At 59.5% G+C, this 19,838-nt stretch carries 15 protein-coding genes; 13 read left to right on the top strand and 2 right to left on the bottom strand.

The features are described 5' to 3' along the window. Positions 1-104: 104 nt before the first annotated feature. Positions 105-1,373, bottom strand: coding sequence for a lipid IV(A) 3-deoxy-D-manno-octulosonic acid transferase (waaA, locus tag A15D_RS10275; RefSeq protein ID WP_102791861.1), 1,269 nt, complete (start codon positions 1,371-1,373; stop codon positions 105-107). A 90-nt stretch (positions 1,374-1,463) separates the two neighbouring features. On the opposite strand from waaA, the gene A15D_RS10270 reads away from it, so the two are divergent. From A15D_RS10270 to A15D_RS10260, 3 genes are all read left to right on the top strand, one after another. Then, a complete protein-coding gene (locus A15D_RS10270; protein WP_102791860.1) occupies positions 1,464-2,657 on the top strand; it encodes an FAD-dependent oxidoreductase in 1,194 nt (397 codons plus the stop codon). A gap of 177 nt (positions 2,658-2,834) precedes the next feature. Next, positions 2,835-3,623, top strand: a complete 789-nt coding sequence (locus A15D_RS10265; protein WP_102791859.1) for an aldo/keto reductase — start codon at positions 2,835-2,837, stop codon at positions 3,621-3,623. A gap of 20 nt (positions 3,624-3,643) precedes the next feature. Beyond that, positions 3,644-3,976, top strand: a complete 333-nt coding sequence (locus tag A15D_RS10260) for a hypothetical protein (protein WP_022984149.1) — start codon at positions 3,644-3,646, stop codon at positions 3,974-3,976. Between the two features lie 78 nt (positions 3,977-4,054). Here A15D_RS10260 and A15D_RS10255 read toward each other — a convergent pair whose 3' ends face one another. Beyond that, positions 4,055-4,906 (bottom strand): patatin family protein, encoded by an 852-nt coding sequence (locus A15D_RS10255; protein ID WP_022984150.1) that lies wholly within the window; start codon positions 4,904-4,906, stop codon positions 4,055-4,057. 313 nt (positions 4,907-5,219) lie between these two features. Between A15D_RS10255 and atzF the strand changes: the two genes are divergently transcribed. The 10 genes from atzF (at position 5,220) to A15D_RS10205 (ending at position 19,659) form a co-directional block, all read left to right on the top strand. Next, on the top strand, positions 5,220-7,013 hold the full coding sequence (gene atzF, locus A15D_RS10250) for an allophanate hydrolase (protein WP_022984151.1): 1,794 nt from the start codon (positions 5,220-5,222) through the stop codon (positions 7,011-7,013). Further along, complete coding sequence (gene uca, locus A15D_RS10245; protein ID WP_102791858.1) at positions 7,013-10,636, top strand: urea carboxylase; 3,624 nt, start codon at positions 7,013-7,015, stop codon at positions 10,634-10,636. The genes atzF and uca overlap by 1 nt, the downstream gene beginning before the upstream one ends. 10 nt (positions 10,637-10,646) lie before the next feature. Next, positions 10,647-11,393, top strand: a complete 747-nt coding sequence (locus A15D_RS10240) for a GntR family transcriptional regulator (RefSeq protein WP_102791857.1) — start codon at positions 10,647-10,649, stop codon at positions 11,391-11,393. A 79-nt stretch (positions 11,394-11,472) separates the two neighbouring features. Then, a complete protein-coding gene (gene urtA / locus A15D_RS10235; protein WP_022984154.1) occupies positions 11,473-12,771 on the top strand; it encodes an urea ABC transporter substrate-binding protein in 1,299 nt (432 codons plus the stop codon). A gap of 101 nt (positions 12,772-12,872) precedes the next feature. Next, on the top strand, positions 12,873-14,576 hold the full coding sequence (gene urtB / locus A15D_RS10230) for an urea ABC transporter permease subunit UrtB (protein ID WP_102791856.1): 1,704 nt from the start codon (positions 12,873-12,875) through the stop codon (positions 14,574-14,576). Between the two features lies 1 nt (position 14,577). Continuing rightward, a complete protein-coding gene (gene urtC / locus A15D_RS10225; protein ID WP_102791855.1) occupies positions 14,578-15,735 on the top strand; it encodes an urea ABC transporter permease subunit UrtC in 1,158 nt (385 codons plus the stop codon). Next, a complete protein-coding gene (gene urtD / locus A15D_RS10220) occupies positions 15,732-16,577 on the top strand; it encodes an urea ABC transporter ATP-binding protein UrtD (RefSeq protein ID WP_022984157.1) in 846 nt (281 codons plus the stop codon). Before urtC ends, urtD begins: the two co-directional genes overlap by 4 nt. 108 nt (positions 16,578-16,685) lie before the next feature. After that, positions 16,686-17,381: an urea ABC transporter ATP-binding subunit UrtE gene (gene urtE, locus A15D_RS10215; protein WP_102791854.1), complete on the top strand. Its 696-nt coding sequence runs from the start codon at positions 16,686-16,688 to the stop codon at positions 17,379-17,381. Positions 17,382-17,677: 296 nt separating this feature from the next. Beyond that, positions 17,678-18,553, top strand: a complete 876-nt coding sequence (locus A15D_RS10210; RefSeq protein WP_102791853.1) for an AEC family transporter — start codon at positions 17,678-17,680, stop codon at positions 18,551-18,553. Positions 18,554-18,741: 188 nt separating this feature from the next. Beyond that, positions 18,742-19,659, top strand: coding sequence for a bile acid:sodium symporter family protein (locus A15D_RS10205; protein WP_022984160.1), 918 nt, complete (start codon positions 18,742-18,744; stop codon positions 19,657-19,659). The last annotated feature ends 179 nt before the right edge of the window (positions 19,660-19,838 follow it).

Here is a 19,838-nt window from a genome sequence, read left to right as displayed (position 1 = left end):
CTTGCTGTGGGAGCTTGCCTGCAAGCGATCAACCACAATCCTCACCCAAACCCTGAACGCGGCCAAACACCCTGCAGACCCCAACCACCCCCAACCGTGCGCTGTTAACTGTTCACTGTTAACTGTTCACTGATCAACGTCAGCCCCTTCTCCAACGCACCACGATTAGCCTCAACCACTCCCGCCGCCGCCTCACCTTGCGCCCGGCACCGCGCCGCATCGTCAAACAGTGCCAGCAGGGTCGTTGCCAGTGCGCCGGCATCGTTCACCATCGAAAGCCCGCCGGCCTCGTCCAGCAGCTGCGAGATGGCGGTAAAGTTATGCAGGTGCGGGCCGGTGAGTACCGGTTTTTGCCAGGCCGCCGGCTCCAGCAGGTTGTGCCCGCCCACCGGCACCAGAGAGCCCCCCACAAAGGCCAGATCGGCGGCGCCAAACAACATCAGCAATTCCCCCATGGTATCCGCCAGATACACCTGTGCCTGCGCAGGCGGCTCAGCGGCGCTACGCCGGGCCACCGTCATCTGCTGCTGGCGCACCAGCGATGCCACATCATCAAAGCGCTCAGGGTGACGCGGTACCAGCACCAGCAACGCATCATCATGGCGGGCCATGACATCGCGGTGGGCCGCCAGCACCTGCTCATCTTCACCGGGATGCGTACTGGCGGCGATCCACACCGGCCGCGCGCCAATGTCGGCCCGCAGTGCGGCTGCTTTTTGACGCACCGGCTCATCGAGGGTCATGTCGAACTTCACACTGCCAATGGCATGGACACGCTCCGGCCAGGCACCTAACGCCACGTAACGCTCGGCCTCCACCGGCGTCTGCACTGCGAGCACATCGAACTGTGCCATCATCGGCCGCACCAGCCGTGGCAGCTTGCGGTAGCCGCGAAAACTGTTTTCAGACAAACGCCCGTTCATCAGCATCAGCCTTGCCCCATGACGCTTTGTCTCGGCACAAAGATTCGGCCAGAGCTCGGTTTCCAGTACCACCACCAGCTGGGGATCAAACGCCCGGAAAAAGCGCTTCAGGGCGGAAGGCACCTCCCAGGGACAATAGACATGGGTTACCCGGTCGCCGAACAGGGCTTTCACCCGCTCCGACCCGGTTGGCGTCGTGGTGGTAACCAGTAGCGGTGTCTGCGGATGATCGGCCAGCAACCGCTCAATCAACGGCGCTGCCGCCAGGGTCTCCCCCACCGACACCGCATGAACCCACAAAGAGCGCCGCAGGGTACCCGGCCGATAGCCCCAGGCCATTCGCTCTTTCCAGCGCTGTCGATACGCTGGCGCCTTGCGCCCACGCAGCCAGAGTCGCAGGAACAGGAAAGGCAGAAGCAAATACCAGAGAAGAGAATAAAAGGTTCGCATAGGGCTTCTTGTGTCTGACATCGGACGCCGGACGTCTGACGCCCGACCCGTCTATGCTAGCATAGCCCCACCTTTGTCAGATGGTGTGCCATGAGCAAATCCACACTGAAACCCGACATTCTCATCCTCGGTGGTGGCATCGCCGGGCTGTGGCTGATCAACCGGCTCAATGCGGCCGGCTATCAATGCCTGCTGCTGGAAAGCCATACCCTGGGGGGCGATCAGACACTGGCCAGCCAGGGCATTATTCACGGCGGGCTGAAATACGCCCTGGGCGGCAGCCTTTCCAGCGAATCGGAATCCATCGCCGAGATGCCTGATCGCTGGCGTGCCGCCATGGCAGGCAACGACCCAGTGGACCTGCGCGACCTTAGCGTGCTCAGCGACACCCAGCACATGTGGTCCAGTGGTTCGGTGGCATCGCGGATGACCAATTTCTTCGCCAGCAAGATGCTGCGGGGCCGTATTGAAAAACTGTCGCGGGCAAATTATCCCTCTGCACTTGCCGACAAGGCCTTCAAGGGCAACGTCTATTCGCTGGACGATCTGGTCATCAATACCGAATCCCTGATTGCGACGCTGGCCGCCCCGGTCCGCCATCGACTGCTGGCGTTTGATCCGCAGCACGACACCCTGACCTGGAACGATGCCGGCTTGGCCTGCGCCACCGTCAACGGCCTGCGAATCGAGCCGGCCATGACCGTTCTGGCTGCAGGCAATGGCAACCCGGCCCTGTTGGAGCAAGCTCACAAGGCCCATTTGCTCGAGCAGGAAGACAGCCAATTGCGGCCGCTAAAAATGGTGCTCGTCAAGCATGACCTGGGCCACCGCTTGTATGCCCACTGTGTGGGCACCAGCAACAAACCGGTACTGACCGTGACCACCCACGATTGCCCGGATGGCAAGGTGGTGTGGTACCTGGGGGGCGATCTGGCTGAGCAGGGCGTGCAGCGCACGGATGCCGAACAATTGGCCGCAGGCCAGGCAGAATTGAAAAAGCGCTTCCCCTGGCTGGATTTCAGTCAGGCGCAACTGGCCACGCTGGATGTAGTGCGCGCCGAACCGAAGCAACAGACACTGGTAAAGCCGGACAGCGCCTATGCCCGTCGCGACCAGAACCTGATCATCAGCTGGCCCACCAAACTGACCCTGGCCCCGGACCTGGGTGACAGAGTCATGGCGCTGGTGGAAGAGCATGGCCTGCAACCGGGCGAACCAATGATGCTGCCAGCGGAACTGAAACAGGCGCCCATGGGCGTGCCGTACTGGCATAGGTGTTTTTAAATATTCAGTAGCAAGCTACAAGCTTCAAGCTACAACACGAGGCAGTGCTCTCTGGATCTGACAGGTTATTGCTCCGCGCTTGTTGCTTATAGCGGTCGCGGGCACGGCCAGCCAGATCAGATGACCTAAACCGCGCCTTGCAGCTTGAAGCTTGTAGCTTGCCGCTAAGGAGCTTTCATGTCTTTCATGCGCCCGCTGGGCAACACCGGTTTGACCGTCAGCGCCCTGGGACTGGGTACGGTAAAAATTGGCCGCGACAAGGGCGTGAAATACCCCAACGGCTTCACCATCCCCGATGATCGCGCCGTCGTCGAACTGCTGGCCCAGGCACGCGATCTGGGGATCAACCTGATCGACACCGCCCCCGCCTATGGCCACAGCGAACAACGACTCGGCCAGCTCATGAGCCAGCGACAAGAATGGATCATCGTCACCAAAGTGGGCGAGGAATTTGATAACGACAGCGGTGCCAGCCATTTTGATTTTTCCCCCGAGCATGTTCGCCGCTCGGTGGAACGCAGCCTGACACGATTGAAAACCGATTATCTCGATTGTGTGCTGGTACATTCAGATGGCAATGACCTGGCCATCATCGAGCAAGGGACCCTGGATGCCCTCAACGATCTCAAAAAGGCGGGTCTGATTCGCGCCACTGGCATGTCCACCAAAACCGTGGAAGGGGGCCTCGCCACCCTGCAGCATGCCGACATCGCCATGGTCACTTACAACCTGAGCCATCACGACGAAGTACCGGTCATTGAGCAGGCCGCCGCCGACCTGAAAGGCATCCTGATCAAGAAAGCCTTTGCCAGTGGCCATCTGGATGACAATATTGCGGACCCGGTGCAGGAAAGCCTGAACCAGATCCTTGGCACCGCTGGTGTCAGCAGTATCATTGCCGGCACCATCAACCCAAGGCACTTGCAGGAAAATGTGGCCAAAGCGCGCCAGGCCTGCCAGCCATAACAACAACGGAATAGCCTGAAATGCGCCTTACCTTGATCTTTCTGCTGACGGCCACCAGCCTGCTTGCCAGAGCCGATGACATCCTGATTCTTCGTGACGCGCCTCAGGGTTGCGAAGAAAGGGGCGAGGTGTCGGTATCGTCCGGCAGCAAGATGCAGGGCATGCTGTTCAGCGACGAAACCATCGACAACAACGTGAAGAAAAAACTGCGCAAGGCGATTAAAAAAGCCGACGGCAACCGTGGCGTGGTAAAAGACCGCCGTGAATTCATGATGGAAAGCCAGTTCCGCGGTATCGAACACATCGAGCTCGATGCATGGGTGTGGCACTGCGAAGAGAAAGACGCCTCGTAGTCGCCATCAACATCTCTCCAGGCCTGACAGGACACGCTTTCTTGCCTTGTCAGGCCATCCCCCCTTGTGGGCGCCGCATTAACCGCTGGATGCAGACGGTATCTCCACCCCCAGGGCCTGCAACCCGGCCCAGTGCCCCTGCTGATAGCCCTGTTCCAGTTTCCGGGCATTGGTCGTCAGACGGTTCACCGGGAAATGTTCATCCGGTGCAATCACAGTGATCCGGCAGTCCGCCGGTGGGTTGGCAATAAACGCCAGCGAGGCATTGTAAACGTCAGTGCGTTTGACCATGGCGTCGTACAGGGCAGGCATATCTTTTACCCACGGTTTGATCAGCGGCGTCAGAGCGCTGGGTTTCTTGCGATATCCCTGATGCCGGGACAGCACCACCGTAATATCCCGCGCCCCTTGCTCGTAGGCCCATTGCACCGGAATGGAATCCGCCAGACCGCCATCGGTCATGGGCTGCCCGGCCACTTCCGGAAACGCCCGATAGGCAAAGGGGATGGAACAGGACGCAGTCATGATGTCGTCCAGGTTGTCGGGGCTGGCCTGGAAATAACGGGGGGTGCCATCTTCCACCGACGTAGCCACCACCCACAGAGGCACTCGGCCCTGCCAGTGCTGCTCCAGATGCAAGGGCACCTCGAGGCGAGACTGATGCCATAACCAGTGCACATCACATAGATGCCCCCCGCTCATGAACCGCTGCCAGTTAATAAAATCGGGACGGCAAGCATGGTCGGTAATGATTCTTCGGCTGCGTCCCAGATCACCGGCAAGGTACCCGATCAGATTGGTGGAGCCGGCCGACACCCCCACTGCAAAATCGAAATCCCGATAATCCTTTTCCAGAAACGCATCCAGCACCCCCGCCGCAAAAATGCCGCGCATGGCACCACCTTCTACCACCAACGCTCGTTGTGACATCGCTTTCCTCCACTGGGGAAATCAGTGAATACCCCGTAACCACAATGGCAAAGCCGCCAACGTTGCGGAAATAGATCCTTGCTGTCCCTGCCATCGGCATTGCTGATGCCAGACGCCGGCCCACCCGGGCTGCACCGATTCAGCGCAACCGCTTCATGTTGGCGCACCCAGTATTGGCAGAGGCCACCGCCGTACTCAATCCCACCCCCATTAACTATTGTAAAAACAGACAATTACCAACGACCGCCGCATCTGGCACTCGCCTTGCACAAGAACGCATACCAACTTGTATACAAACAGGTGTGCTAACGAAATGATCGGCTGGACTCTCCAACAATGGCAGGCGGCCTACCGCAGCGGGGACCTCACCCCGGTGCAGGCCATGAAACAACTGGCGATGCATCTGCATGACAGCGAGCGCGCCCTGTGGATTCATCTGCTGGACGAGTCTTCCCTGGTTGCCCAGGCCGGCGCCCTCACCGATCCCTCCCTGCCCCTGTATGGCATTCCCTTTGCGGTGAAAGACAATATTGATGTGGCGGGCATTCCGACTACCGCAGCCTGCCCCGCGTTTGCCTACACCCCCGAAGAAGACGCCACCGTTGTGCGCCTGCTACGCGAGGCCGGCGCCATCGTGGTAGGCAAGACCAATCTGGACCAGTTCGCCACCGGCCTGGTGGGCGTCCGCTCGCCCTATGGTGAAGTCCCCAATCCGTTCAACCCGGACTATGTCAGTGGCGGCTCCAGTTCCGGCTCCGGCACAGCCGTAAGCCTGGGACTGGTACCTTTCGCCCTGGGTACCGACACCGCCGGTTCTGGCCGCGTCCCGGCATCGTTCACCAATACGGTGGGGCTAAAACCCACCCGTGGCGCCATCAGCACCAAAGGGGTTGTTCCCGCCTGCCGGACACTCGATTGCGTAAGCGTCTTTGCCCTGAATGTCGATGACGCGCAGACCATCTACGAGATTGCCGGGCAATTCGATGAACACGATGCCTACAGCCGTCCAGCTCCGGCACGGCAAGCCAGCGGATTGCCGGCGCGGCCGAAACTGGGCATTCCCAACGTCTTGCCCTGGTTCGGTGACGCGCAGGCCAAAGCCCTGTGGGAACAACAGCTGGAAAGTATTCAGGCCATAGCCGATCTGGTGCCGCTGGATACCATGGTGCTGGAAGATGCGGCAGCGCTGCTTTACCAGGGGCCGTGGGTGGCTGAACGCTTCACCGTCACAGAGTCACTGCTGCAGACTCAGCCAGACGCCGTCCTGCCTGTGATCCGCAACATCCTTGAGCCCGCCGCCGACCTGAAGGCTGCCGACAGCTTCCGGGCCCAATACCAGCTGGCCGAACTGAAACGCGAAGCCGACGCCTTGCTGTCCCAGGTAGATGCCCTGCTGCTGCCGACCACACCGGGCATCTATACCCGGGCAGCAGTCAGTGATGACCCCATTACCCTGAACAGCCAGCTTGGCACCTGGACCAATTTTGTGAATCTACTGGACCTGTGCGCGCTGGCCCTGCCCGGTGGATTCCGGGCTGACGGTCTGCCCGCCGGCGTGACTCTCGTTGGCGACGCCTGGCAGGACCATGCCCTGGCAGAATTCGGCCGCCGCTGGCAGCAACATCAGCCCTGGCAAGCCGGCGCTACCGGTCAGGCATTACCCGCCCCCGCCCACCGCGCCGCCAACAATGACGGCAGTGATTTCATTACTGTGGCAGTGGTCGGTGCCCATCTCACCGGCATGCCCCTTAACAGCCAGCTCACCGAACGCAACGCCGTGCTGCTGGAAGCCACCCATACCGCACCCCGCTACCGGCTGTATGCCCTAGCCAACACCGTGCCCCCCAAACCCGGGCTGATCCGTAACCCGAAAGACGGCGGCGACAGCATTCCCATCGAACTGTGGCAAATGCCCGTCGAACACTTCGGCAGTTTTGTCGGGCTGATACCGGCACCGCTCGGCATTGGCAGCCTGGAAACCGTCGATGGCCGCTGGGTAAAAGGCTTTATCTGTGAACCGTGGGCCATCGATGACGCCACCGACATTACCGCGCTGGGAGGCTGGAGAAACTACATTGCCAAACTGAAACAAGAGGGAGCTCTTTGATGTTGAAGAAAGTGCTGATCGCCAATCGGGGTGAAATCGCCGTACGAATTTGCCGTACCCTGAAGCAGATGGGCATTGCCTCCGTAGCCGTCTATTCCGACGCGGACCGCAACAGTCAGCACGTCAGCGCCGCCGATGAAGCGGTGGCGCTGGGCGGTCAAACCGCCGCAGAGAGCTACCTGAAAACCGACCTGATTCTGAAAGCGGCCCTCGATACTGGTGCCGATGCGATCATCCCCGGCTACGGCTTCCTGTCAGAAAATGCCGAGTTCGCCGAAGCCTGTGAAGCCAACGGCATCGCGTTCGCCGGCCCGACCCCGGCCCAGCTTCGCAACTTCGGGCTCAAGCATGAAGCCCGTGCCCTGGCAGAAAAAGCCGGAGTGCCTCTGGCCCCCGGCACCGACCTGCTGCAAAGCCTGGATGAGGCCAGACAGGCGGCCAGCGATATCGGCTACCCGGTCATGCTGAAGAGCACCGCCGGCGGCGGCGGTATCGGTCTGTCACGGTGCAACAACGAGGCCGAACTGGTCTGCGCCTATGAATCCGTGAAACGCCTTGGCGAAAGTTTTTTCTCCGATAGCGGGGTATTCATCGAGCGCTTTGTGGCCCGGGCGCGCCATGTGGAAGTACAGATTTTTGGCGACGGCGAAGGCACCGTGTTGGCGCTGGGGGAACGCGAGTGCTCCCTGCAACGGCGCAACCAGAAAGTGGTAGAAGAAACCCCCGCCCCCAATCTTCCCCAGGCCACCCGCGAAAAACTTCATGCCAGCGCCGTACGACTCGGTCAGTCCGTTAAGTATCGCTCCGCGGGCACCGTGGAATACATCTATGACGACGAGCGCGACGAATTCTATTTCCTGGAAGTGAACACCCGCTTGCAGGTGGAGCATGGCGTCACCGAATCCGTCTTCAACGTGGACCTGGTGCAGTGGATGGTGGAACTGGCGGGCGGCCAACGCCCCCCGCTAAACGAAAGCTACATCAGCCAGGGCGCCTCCATGGAAGTGCGTATCTACGCAGAAGACGCCCTGAAAGATTTCCAGCCCAGCCCCGGTGAACTGACCGAAGTCTTTTTCCCGGACAACATTCGACTGGACGGCTGGGTCGACACCGGCACCGTGGTCAGCCCGCACTACGACCCGATGATTGCCAAGGTAATCGTGCACGGTGCCGACCGCACTGATGCACTGGCTAAAATGCAGGATGCACTGGCACACACCCGACTGTCCGGTATCGCCACCAACCTGGATTACCTGCGCCAGATCCTGCGCGACGAAAACGTGATCGCCGGCAAGGTCTCCACCCGTTACCTGGAAACCTTCCACTACGCCCCGACCGCGTTCGAAATTGAGGACCCCGGCACCTACACCACGGTGCAGGATTACCCCGGCCGTGACGGCTACTGGGATATCGGCGTTCCGCCTTCCGGCCCCATGGACGATTTTGCTTTTCGGCTGGCCAACCGCATCGTCGGCAACCATCCCTCCGCAGCAGGACTGGAAGCGACCCTGTGCGGCCCCTCACTGACCTTTCATTGTGACACCGTGATTGCCCTGACCGGCGCAGACTGCGAGGCCCAACTGGACGGCCAGCCCGTTGCCCTGTGGCAGCCAATCACGGTCAACGCCGGGCAAACCCTGACCACCGGCAAGGTCACCTCTGGCTGCCGCAGCTACATCGCCATTCGCAACGGCATTGATGTACCCGATTATCTCGGCAGCAAATCCACCTTTGTCCTGGGTCAGTTTGGCGGCCACGGAGGACGCACCCTGCGCAAGGGAGACGTCCTCTCCATCTGCCAACCTCGGCTCGCAGGTTGCCCCACCCCGGCGCCAGTGGCCGAGCCTCACGGTGCGGAAGTCTCACTGATTCCGGACTACCCGCAGCAGTGGGACATCAAGGTACTCTACGGCCCCCACGGTGCCCCCGACTTTTTTACCCAAGACGCCATCGACGAGTTCTTTGCTGCAGACTGGCAGGTGCACTACAACTCCAATCGCCTCGGCATTCGCCTGGTCGGCCCCAAGCCCAGCTGGACCCGGACTGACGGTGGTGAGGCCGGGCTGCATCCCTCCAATGTCCACGACAACGAATACGCCATCGGCTCCATTAACTTCACCGGGGATTTCCCCGTCATTCTTACCAAGGATGGCCCCAGCCTCGGCGGGTTTGTCTGTCCGGTCACCATTGCCAAGGCCGAACTGTGGAAAGTGGGCCAGCTGAAACCCGGCGACAGCATTCGCTTTTCGCCCATCAGCTTTGCCGAAGCCAGAGCCATGGAGGAAGCCCAGGATGCCTCCATCGACAACCTTGGCTGCATCCCGGTGATTCATCCCCAGGTGAGCTCCGAAGACCATGCCTTTACCTCGCACACCATGCTGGCGGAACAAGACGCCGACGGGGATGCGCCTCGCATTGTCTATCGGCAAGCCGGCGACAAGTACATCCTGATCGAATACGGCGACAACGTGCTCGATCTGGCCCTGCGCATGCGTGTCCACGCCCTGATGGAAAACCTCAAGGCGACACCGGTGTCAGGCATCCTGGAATTGTCCCCGGGGGTGCGCAGCCTGCAGGTGCATTACGACTCCCGCCTGATTACCCAGAGAGACCTGGTCAACACCTTGCTGGAGCGGGAAAACCGCCTCGGCAGCATGGATGACATGGTGGTCACCTCGCGGGTGTTGCACCTGCCCATGGCATTCGAAGACAGCGCCACCCTGGATGCGGTGACCCGCTATCAGGAAACCATTCGCAGCGAAGCGCCCTGGCTGCCCAACAATGTGGAATTCATTCGTCGTATCAACGGTCTCGATTCCATCGATCAGGTTCGCGACACCCTGTTCAACGCCAGCTATCTGGTGATGGGGCTGGGCGACGTGTATCTGGGCGCCCCCTGTGCCGTGCCCATTGATCCACGCCATCGTCTGATGACCTCCAAGTACAACCCGGCACGCACCTACACCGCCGAAGGCACCGTGGGCATCGGCGGGGTGTACATGTGCATCTACGGCATGGACTCCCCGGGTGGTTACCAGCTGGTGGGCCGCACCCTGCCGATCTGGAACAAACACCTGAAAAATCCGCAATTCGCCAACGACGAACCCTGGCTGCTCAAGTTCTTTGATCAGGTCCGTTATTACCCGGTCAGCGAAGCGCAACTCGACGAAATGCGAGACGCTTTCCGCCATGGGCATCTGCAGATCGACATCACCGAAGAACCCTTCAGTCTTGCCGAACATCGCCAGTTCCTCGCCGACAATGCCGACAGCATTGCCCGCTTCACCGAGCAACGGGATGCCGCCTACCGTGAGGAAGTGGCGCGCTGGCAGAACGAAGACGCCGCCATCGCCTCCGCCATGCTCGGTAGCAAAACGGACATTGGCGAAGTCAACGGGCACCTGATCAGCGCGGAAATCAGCGGCAATGTCTGGAAGCTGCTGGTGGACGAAGGAGCCCAGGTCACCGAAGGGCAACCGGTGGTGGTGGTGGAAGCGATGAAGATGGAATTCGAAATCCTCGCCAATGCCAGCGGCAAGGTTACCGGCCTGCATTGCCAGCCCGGCGCCATCATCAATGCCGGCGATCCAGTACTGGTGATCGATACCGAGGCGGTTGCCTGAGGAGGCCATGATGAACGCACGCACCGCCCGTAAAAGCGAAAACCTGGCTGAGCGCATCTACCTGCAACTCAAGCAGGACATTTTTGATTTTCGCCTGATGCCCGGCGACCGGTTCAGTGAAAACGAAGTTGCTGAGCGGATGGGCGCCTCCCGCACCCCGGTGCGTGAAGCCCTGTTCCGGCTGCAACGGGAATCCTACGTGGATGTGTTGTACCGCAGCGGCTGGCAGGTCAAACCCTTCGACTTCAAATACTTCGAAGAGCTCTATGACGTGCGCACCATTCTTGAATGCGCAGCGGTGCGCAAACTCTGCGAGCAACAGGAACAGAACACCCTCGATGAACTGGTCAACCTGTGGTGCGTGGACCCGGCCGACCGGCTCGATCACGGCCCCACCGTCAGCGGCATGGACGAGCGTTTTCATGAACAACTGGTGGAAGCCGCAGGTAACCAGGAAATGGCGCGCATTCACCAGGATCTGACCGAGCGGCTACGCATTATCCGGCGGCTGGATTTCACCAAGCCACCACGCGTGGAAGCCACCTATGAAGAACATGCGGCAGTGCTGGATGCGATCCTGCACCGCCGGGTGGAGCAAGCGCAGATGCTACTGCGTGCCCACATCGAAGAATCCCGAAACGAAGTACGAAAAATCACCGTGCACATGCTGCACGAGGCCAATGCACGCAGTCAGTTGCAGGCGGTCGACAACAACAGCGTACCTCGGGGGGATACCACCATCGCTCATGACGAGTGAAGGTTGCTTTGCTTGGATCGACTCGGTCCGGGGACTACAGGAAATGGATAAACCAACTTCAAACGCAAGGGGAAACACCATGAGTTTTTCACAATCCATGAAAAAACTGGCCGCCGGCGTTATCGCCTCCTCGGCCATTGTCTACAGTGGCGCGGTGATGGCTGCCGACACCATCAAGGTCGGGGTACTTCACTCCCTGTCCGGCACCATGGCGATCAGTGAATCCACATTGAAAGACACCGTTCTGATGATGATCGAAGAGCAGAACAAGAAAGGTGGTGTGATGGGCAAGAAGCTGGAGCCCGTAGTGGTTGACCCGGCTTCCAACTGGCCGCTGTTCGCAGAAAAGACCCGCGAGCTGATCACCAAGGAAGGCGTGGATGTGATCTTCGGCTGCTGGACCTCGGTGTCCCGTAAATCGGTCCTGCCGGTGGTCGAAGAACTGAACGGGCTGCTGTTCTACCCGGTTCAGTATGAAGGCGAAGAATCCTCCAAGAATGTGTTCTACACCGGTGCAGCGCCGAACCAGCAGGCCATCCCGGCAGTGGACTACCTGATCAATGATCTGGGCGTGAAACGCTTCGTGCTGGCCGGTACTGACTACGTTTACCCGCGTACCACCAACAAGATCCTCGAAGCCTACCTGAAGGCCAAAGGGGTAGCCGCCGACGACATCATGATCAACTACACCCCGTTCGGTCATTCCGACTGGCAGTCCATCGTCAGCGACATCAAGAGCTTCGGCAGCCAAGGCAAGAAGACCGCTGTGGTTTCCACCATCAACGGTGATGCCAACGTGCCGTTCTACAAAGAGCTGGGCAACCAGGGCGTTAGCGCAGAAGACATCCCGGTAGTCGCCTTCTCCGTGGGTGAAGAAGAGCTGTCCGGCATCGACACTGGCCCGCTGGTAGGTCACCTGGCCGCCTGGAACTACTTCCAGAGCGTTTACAACGACAGCAACGAGAAGTTCATCGAGCAGTGGCATGCCTTCACTGGCGACGACAAGCGCGTCACCAACGACCCCATGGAAGCGACCTACATTGGTTTCAACATGTGGGTGAAAGCGGTAGAGAAAGCCAAGTCCACCGATACCGACAAAGTGGCTGACGCCATGATCGGCATCGAGACCCCGAACCTGACCGGCGGCATGGCCGTGATGAACGCCAACCACCATTTGTCCAAGCCGGTACTGATCGGTGAAATCCAGGATGACGGCCAGTTCGCTGTGGTCTGGGAAACCGACGGTCTGGTGAAAGGTGATGCCTGGTCTGACTACCTGCCGGGCTCCAAGGACCTGATCTCCGACTGGACCGCACCAGTCAAGTGCGGCAACTACAACACCAAAACCAAGAGCTGTGGCGGCGCTGCTGCCGAGTAACACCACAAAAGAAAACGGCACCGGGGTCACTCCCGGTGCCACCTTATAAAAAAGTACGCTTTTTATTTAACGCAAATCTGACGCTCTGTAAGGAGGCCGTCATGGGTTACCGTTTCAGCCAAACGCTGGTCGCCATGCTTGTCATGTTGTTGACCTGTGTGAGCTGGGCAGAACAGGCGCTGCAAGACACAACAGTGCCACCCCAGACCGAGCAAGGCCTGAACTCAGGCACCGACATGATGGACGCCGACGAGTCGAACCGCGTCGTCGCACCACCCACCATCAACGAGATTCTCGATCAGTTGACCAGCCGCAGCTTCGACGATAAAGAAGCGGCCATCCGTCAGCTGGCCAACCAGAACAATCCGCGAGTCATTCCACTGCTGAATGCACTGATGAACCGGGAGCTGGTCCACAACCGCAAGGACGACACCATCGCCCTGGGGGAAAAACAGGACGGCCAGTGGGAACTGCGCGACCCGACGACCGAAGAGGTAGTGGGGCACGTGGACAGCCGGGCGGCGCGCCCGGTGGTAATCAACAATCGCCTGCGTACCGTGATCAACAACCAGCTGGCCCTGTCCGGTCTGAACGACCCGGACAGTGATGTTCGCTATCAGGCCGCTGGCCAGCTGATCGGCAATGATGACCCGGAAATGCTCACTGCCCTTGGTGAGCGCCGGGAGCAGGAATCCAGCCAGCGGGTACTCGATCAAATTGAGACCGCTCTCAACATTGCCGCCCTGCAAAGCGACGACCTGACCGCACGCCTGAATGCCATCGATGCCCTGTCCGGGAACCTGCATCCAGAAGTGAAGAACAGTCTCAACAGCCGCCTGAGCGTTACCGACAACGCGTCAGAAACCCGCGCACTGGAACAGGCCCTGAAAAAGATCGATGCCCGCATCAGCACGTTCCAGACCGCTGACACAGTGTTCTTCGGCCTGAGCCTCGGCTCGGTACTCCTGCTGGCGGCCATCGGCCTGGCCATCACCTTCGGGGTGATGGGCGTGATTAACATGGCCCACGGCGAACTGATCATGCTCGGCGCCTACACCACCTACGTGGTGCAGCAACTGCTGCCCAACAGCCACGAATGGTCACTGTTGATTGCCATCCCGGCAGCATTTCTGGTCTCTGCGTTGACAGGGATTCTGATCGAACGCTTTGTCATCCGTTTCCTTTACGGCCGCCCGCTGGAAACCCTGCTGGCGACCTTTGGTGTCAGCCTGATCCTGCAACAGGCCGTGCGGGTGATTTTCTCGCCTCTCAACCGCACCGTGATTACCCCGGAATGGATGAGTGGCGCACTGGAAATCAACCCGGTGTTCTCGCTGACTTACAACCGTCTTTACATCATCTTCTTTGCCCTGGCCGTCTTCCTGGCGCTGCTGACGCTGCTCAAGCGCACCCGTCTGGGCCTGCAGGTGCGTGCCGTCAGCCAGAACCGCACCACGGCGCGGGCACTGGGTATCCGCAGCGAGCGGGTCAACGCCCTCACCTTTGGTCTGGGTTCCGGCATCGCCGGGGTGGCCGGGGTCGCCCTGGCCCAGCTCACCAATGTGGGGCCCAACCTGGGTCAGAGCTACATCATCGATTCGTTCATGGTGGTGGTGTTTGGTGGTGTCGGCAATCTGTGGGGCACCCTCACCGCCGCCTTTGGACTCGGTATCGCCAACAAGCTGCTGGAACCCATGGCCGGTGCCGTACTGGCAAAAATCATTGTGCTGATCTTCATCATCCTGTTTATCCAGCGCAAACCCCGCGGACTCTTCCCGCAACGTGGCCGGGCAGCGGAGGAATAACATGAGAGACTCAACGTTCAAAGGTGCACTCAGTGATCGCACCGCCCGCACCTTCATGGGTGTGCTGTTTGGCGCCACCCTGCTGGTGACCCTGCTCAACCAGATCTTCCCACCGGATTCGGCACTGCATGTGAGTGCCTACACGGTCACGCTGCTTGGCAAGTACCTGTGCTATGCCCTGCTGGCCCTGGCGCTGGATCTGGTGTGGGGTTACTGCGGCATTCTCAGCCTGGGGCATGGCGCCTTCTTTGCGCTGGGAGGCTACGCCATGGGCATGTACCTGATGCGCCAGATTGGCGACCGTGGCGTGTATGGCAACCCGGAGTTGCCAGACTTCATGGTATTCCTCAACTGGCAGGAGTTACCCTGGTACTGGCACGGGTTCGACCAGTTCTGGTTTGCAGCCCTGATGATTCTGCTGGTCCCCGGGCTGCTGGCTTTCGTGTTCGGCTGGCTGGCCTTCCGCTCGCGGGTCACCGGTGTCTACCTGTCGATCATCACCCAGGCACTGACCTACGCCCTGATGCTCGCGTTCTTCCGTAACGAGCTCGGGTTTGGTGGCAACAACGGTCTCACCGACTTCAAGGATCTGCTCGGCTTTTCACTACAGTCAGACGCCACCCGCGTTGGCCTGTTGATAGCCACCGCTGTAGCCCTGGCCAGCGCCTTTGTGCTGTGCCGCTGGATTACCGGCAGCAAGCTTGGTCGCGTTGTTCTGGCCGTGCGTGATGCCGAATCCCGCGCACGTTTTGTCGGCTACCGTACCGAACACTACAAACTCTGGGTGTTCACGGTCAGCGCCATTCTGGCCGGCCTTGCCGGTGCGCTGTATGTCCCCCAGGTCGGCATCATCAACCCCGGCGAATTCTCACCGCTCAATTCCATTGAGCTGGTGGTATGGGTTGCCGTGGGTGGTCGCGCCACGCTGTATGGCGCAGTGATCGGTGCCATTCTGGTGAACTACGGCAAGACCGTCTTCACCGGCGTCATGCCTGAAGCCTGGCTGTTCGCCCTCGGTGGCTTGTTCGTGGCGGTGACCGTGTTCCTGCCCCAGGGCATTGTCGGCCTGGTGAGCCAGCACTGGGAGCGTCTGCGAAAACGTTTTGTTAAAACCGGCGACACTGATGACACGCCAGCGGCACAAGGAGAACACTCATGAGTGCACTGGACAATCTGCGGGAAACCTTTCGCCGCGATCAGGTGTTCGACTTCATGCGCCAGGGTACCCGCGCAGTGGCACCGGGCCAGCTGGATTCCGGGGCCGGCAAAAACATTCTGTATCTGGAAGATATCACTGTCAGCTTTGATGGCTTCAAGGCGCTCAATGACCTGACGATGTACATCAAGACCGGCGAACTGCGTTGTATTATCGGCCCGAACGGCGCCGGCAAGTCCACCATGATGGATGTGATCACCGGCAAGACCCGGCCCGACAGCGGCACCTGCTTCTTTGGCCAGACCCTGGACCTGACCCGGCTGAGCGAAACCGAAATCGCCACCGCCGGCATCGGTCGCAAGTTCCAGAAACCCACCGTGTTCCCGGAGCACACCGCGTTTGAAAATCTGGAACTGGCCATGAACGATGCCAAGGGAACCTGGCACTCCCTGTTCACCCGCATGAGCGGCGAGCAGAAAAGCTGGATCGAGGAAACCCTGGCCCAGGTCGGCCTGCTGGACGACCGCCACAAGGTGGCCGGCCTGCTGTCCCATGGCCAGAAGCAGTGGCTGGAAATCGGCATGGTACTGATGCAGAAACCCCAATTGCTACTGGTCGACGAGCCCATTGCCGGCATGACCCGCCAGGAAGTGGAGCGCACCGGGGAGTTGCTGCAAAGCCTGGCAGGCAAGCATTCCGTGGTGGTGGTCGAACACGACATGGAATTCATCCGCTCCATCGCCAGCACCGTTACCGTGTTGCATCAGGGCAGCGTACTGGCAGAGGGCACCATGGATCAGGTACAGAACGATCCGAAGGTGATTGAAGTTTATCTGGGTGAATAAATTCAGCTTCAAGCCATGAGCTTCCAGCTGCGAGAAAACCATTCATTCATCTTGGTTTTCCTGTTGGCTAAAAGCTCATAGCTCGTCGCTTTTTACGGAGTAAAAACCGTGTTGAAATTGAACAACGTCAACCAATACTACGGCGAATCCCATACCCTCTGGGATCTGGACCTTGGCCTCACCCAGGGCGAGTGCCTGTGTGTGATGGGCCGAAACGGGGTGGGTAAAACCACGCTATTGAAAACCATCATGGGACTGCTTCCGGTCAAAAGTGGCAGCATTGAATTCGCAGGCAACGACTTTGCCAAACAGGCAGCCGAAGAACGGGCCCGTGCGGGCATTGGATATGTCCCCCAGGGGCGAGAAATCTTTCCGCTGCTCACCGTGGAGGAGAATCTGGAAACCGGCCTTCAGGCCCGCCCGGATCGCAGCAAGAAAATTCCTGACCGGATTTACGAACTGTTCCCGGTGCTGCATGAAATGCGTAACCGCCGCGGCGGCGACCTGTCCGGTGGCCAGCAACAACAACTGGCCATTGGCCGCGCCCTGGCACTGGATCCCAAACTGCTGATTCTGGATGAACCCACCGAAGGGATTCAGCCCAACATCGTCGATATGATCGGCCGGGTGATCAAGACACTCAACAAGGAAGAAGGGCTCACAGTGCTGCTGGTAGAACAGAAGCTGCATTTTGCCCGTGCCTGCGCGGACCGCTTTGCCATTCTCGATCGTGGCAGCAAGGTGGCAGAGGGAGCCATGGGGGAACTGGATGATGCCTTAATCAAGGAGTTTTTGACTGTGTAGAAGGCAGTTAACCGTTAATAATGAATAGTTAATAGCCAATTTCAAAAGCGCCCCCTCCGCTACGAAGCCGCGTAGGTCGGTAATGGGCGTGAGCCCATCACCGACATGGCGTTCAGGTCAGCAAAGGAACGGCTTCGAGAAACGAGTCTCGACTGCAGTCTGTGTTACGCACACCGAAGCCTGCGAATTTCGTGGACGAGCCACATGGCTTCCTGAACCGACATTGCGCGGCTCGCTAGACAGTCTCGCCGACAACTCGCACACTGCGTCTTTCACTGACACTGTGGCAGGCGCACATGCTGCTGACACTCTGGAATATCATCGCACCGGTTCTGTTCTGTGCCGGACTGGGCTACTTCTGGGCGCGAGCCGGTAAGCCCTTTGACACCCAGATGGTTACCTCCCTGGTGACCACCGTCACCACCCCGTGCCTGATCGTTGCCACGCTGGGCAAGACTGATCTGGATATGGCTGCGCTGACAGAAGTCACCGGTGTCGCCCTTACCGTGATGTTGCTGACACTGGCACTGGCGGTATTGGCCATTCGCCTCAGCGGCCAACCCTTCCGGGTATTCCTGCCCTCTCTCACCTTCCCCAACACCGGCAACATGGGGATTCCCCTGTGCATGCTCGCCTTCGGCGATACCGGACTGGCCCTCTCCCTGGCGTGGATGATGATTTATTCGGTGGGGCACTTTTCACTGGGCATGGCTATTGTCAGCGGACAGGGCTTCTCGCTGTCACTGTTCCGTCATCCCATCCTGCTGTCGGTATTCCTTGCCGTGGCCATGGTGGGACTGGACCTGAGCCTGCCACAATGGCTTTTCAACACCGTCAGCCTGATCGGTGACGTCACCATTCCGCTGATGCTGATCACCCTGGGCGTGTCCCTGTCGCAACTGAAGGTACACCACCTCGGCAAAGGCGCCGCATTTGCCGCCCTGCGCCTGGTGATCGGTTTTTTGGTGGGCCTGAGTGTGGCGGAGATACTGGATCTGCAAGGCCCTCTACGCGGCGTGGCCCTGATCGAGTCCACCATGCCTGTGGCTGTGTTCAACTACCTGCTGGCCAAGGCCTACCAACGGGGTGCCGAAGAAGTGGCCGCCATGGTGGTATTCTCCACATTGATGGCATTTTTGATGTTACCGTTTTTGCTGACGTTGGCGTTGTAGAGCAAGCTTCACGCGACAAGGCGCGGCCAGACATGGTGTGGTTTTGACGCGCCGTGCCCGCGCCCCACATTAAAACCCAGGCAGGGCATTGCAAAACGCCCTGAATCCGACCGTCTTGCAACTTGAAGCTTGTAACTTGAAACACTCAACACCTGGATCCAAAGCAAATAACGAGGGCCTGCACCACCATGATCCCGCGACTCACCCAACTCTTCCCCCTTTGGGCATTAGTGTTTTCCCTGCTGGCCTGGTGGCAACCGCAGTGGCTGGTCGCAGGCAAGCCGGCCATTGTCCCCCTGCTAATGCTGATCATGTTCGGCATGGGACTGACGTTACGCTGGGATGATTTTCGGCAGGTCTTTAAACGCCCCGGCGTAATTGCCCTTGGAGTCGCACTGCAATACAGCCTGATGCCCTTGCTGGCCTGGACAATAGGGCGAGCCTTGCAGCTCCCCCAGGAATTGCTGATCGGACTGGTGGTGGTCGGAGCCTGTCCTGGCGGCACCGCCTCCAATGTGATCGCGTATCTGGCGCGGGCGAATGTGGCGTTATCCGTTTCCATCACCCTGGTATCCACCCTGATTGCCGTGATTGCCACCCCCTTGCTCACCTGGTGCTATTTGGGTGAGCGCATTCCGGTGCCAGTGGAAGGAATGCTGGTGTCACTGCTCCAGATCGTGGTCATCCCGGTGGTCGCAGGCAGCGCCCTCAATACGTTTTTTCCACGCCAACTGGCTACCGCAAGAGAGCTCTTTCCGCTGCTCTCCGTCATCGCCATCGTGGTGGTCATCGGCATCATCGTGGCATTGAACCAGTCGCGGATGGCCGAGGCCGGCATCGCCGTCTTTGTTGCCGTCGCCTTGCACAATGCCCTGGGGCTGGCGGGGGGCTATGGCATCGCCCGCCTGCTTCGTCAGGACAAGGTCACTGCCCGTACCCTGGCCATCGAAGTGGGTATGCAGAACTCCGGTCTCGGCGTGGCATTGGCCGTCAAACACTTCACGCCACTGGCCGCCTTACCCGGCGCGTTGTTCAGTGTCTGGCACAACCTGTCAGGCTCATTGCTGGCAGCGTTATGGCGCAAGCAAGTGAACAGTGAACAGTGAACAGTGAACAGTGAACAGTGAACAGTGAACAGTGAACAGTGAACAGTGAAGGCTGCGCGACCGGCATAACCTGTCAAGTATTTGTTTTGCTTTTTCCTTGTCTTTTAAACGCAAAAAGGCCGCGCCAAAACATGGTCGCGGCCTCCTTCCTGGAAGTAACAACGACGCGCTATCGCGCC

It is taken from the genome of Alcanivorax sp. MD8A (genome assembly GCF_002888555.1).
Classification (GTDB): domain Bacteria; phylum Pseudomonadota; class Gammaproteobacteria; order Pseudomonadales; family Alcanivoracaceae; genus Alcanivorax.
Note: the sequence above shows the minus strand (reverse complement) of the source record. Positions and strands in the feature narration are given on the sequence as shown.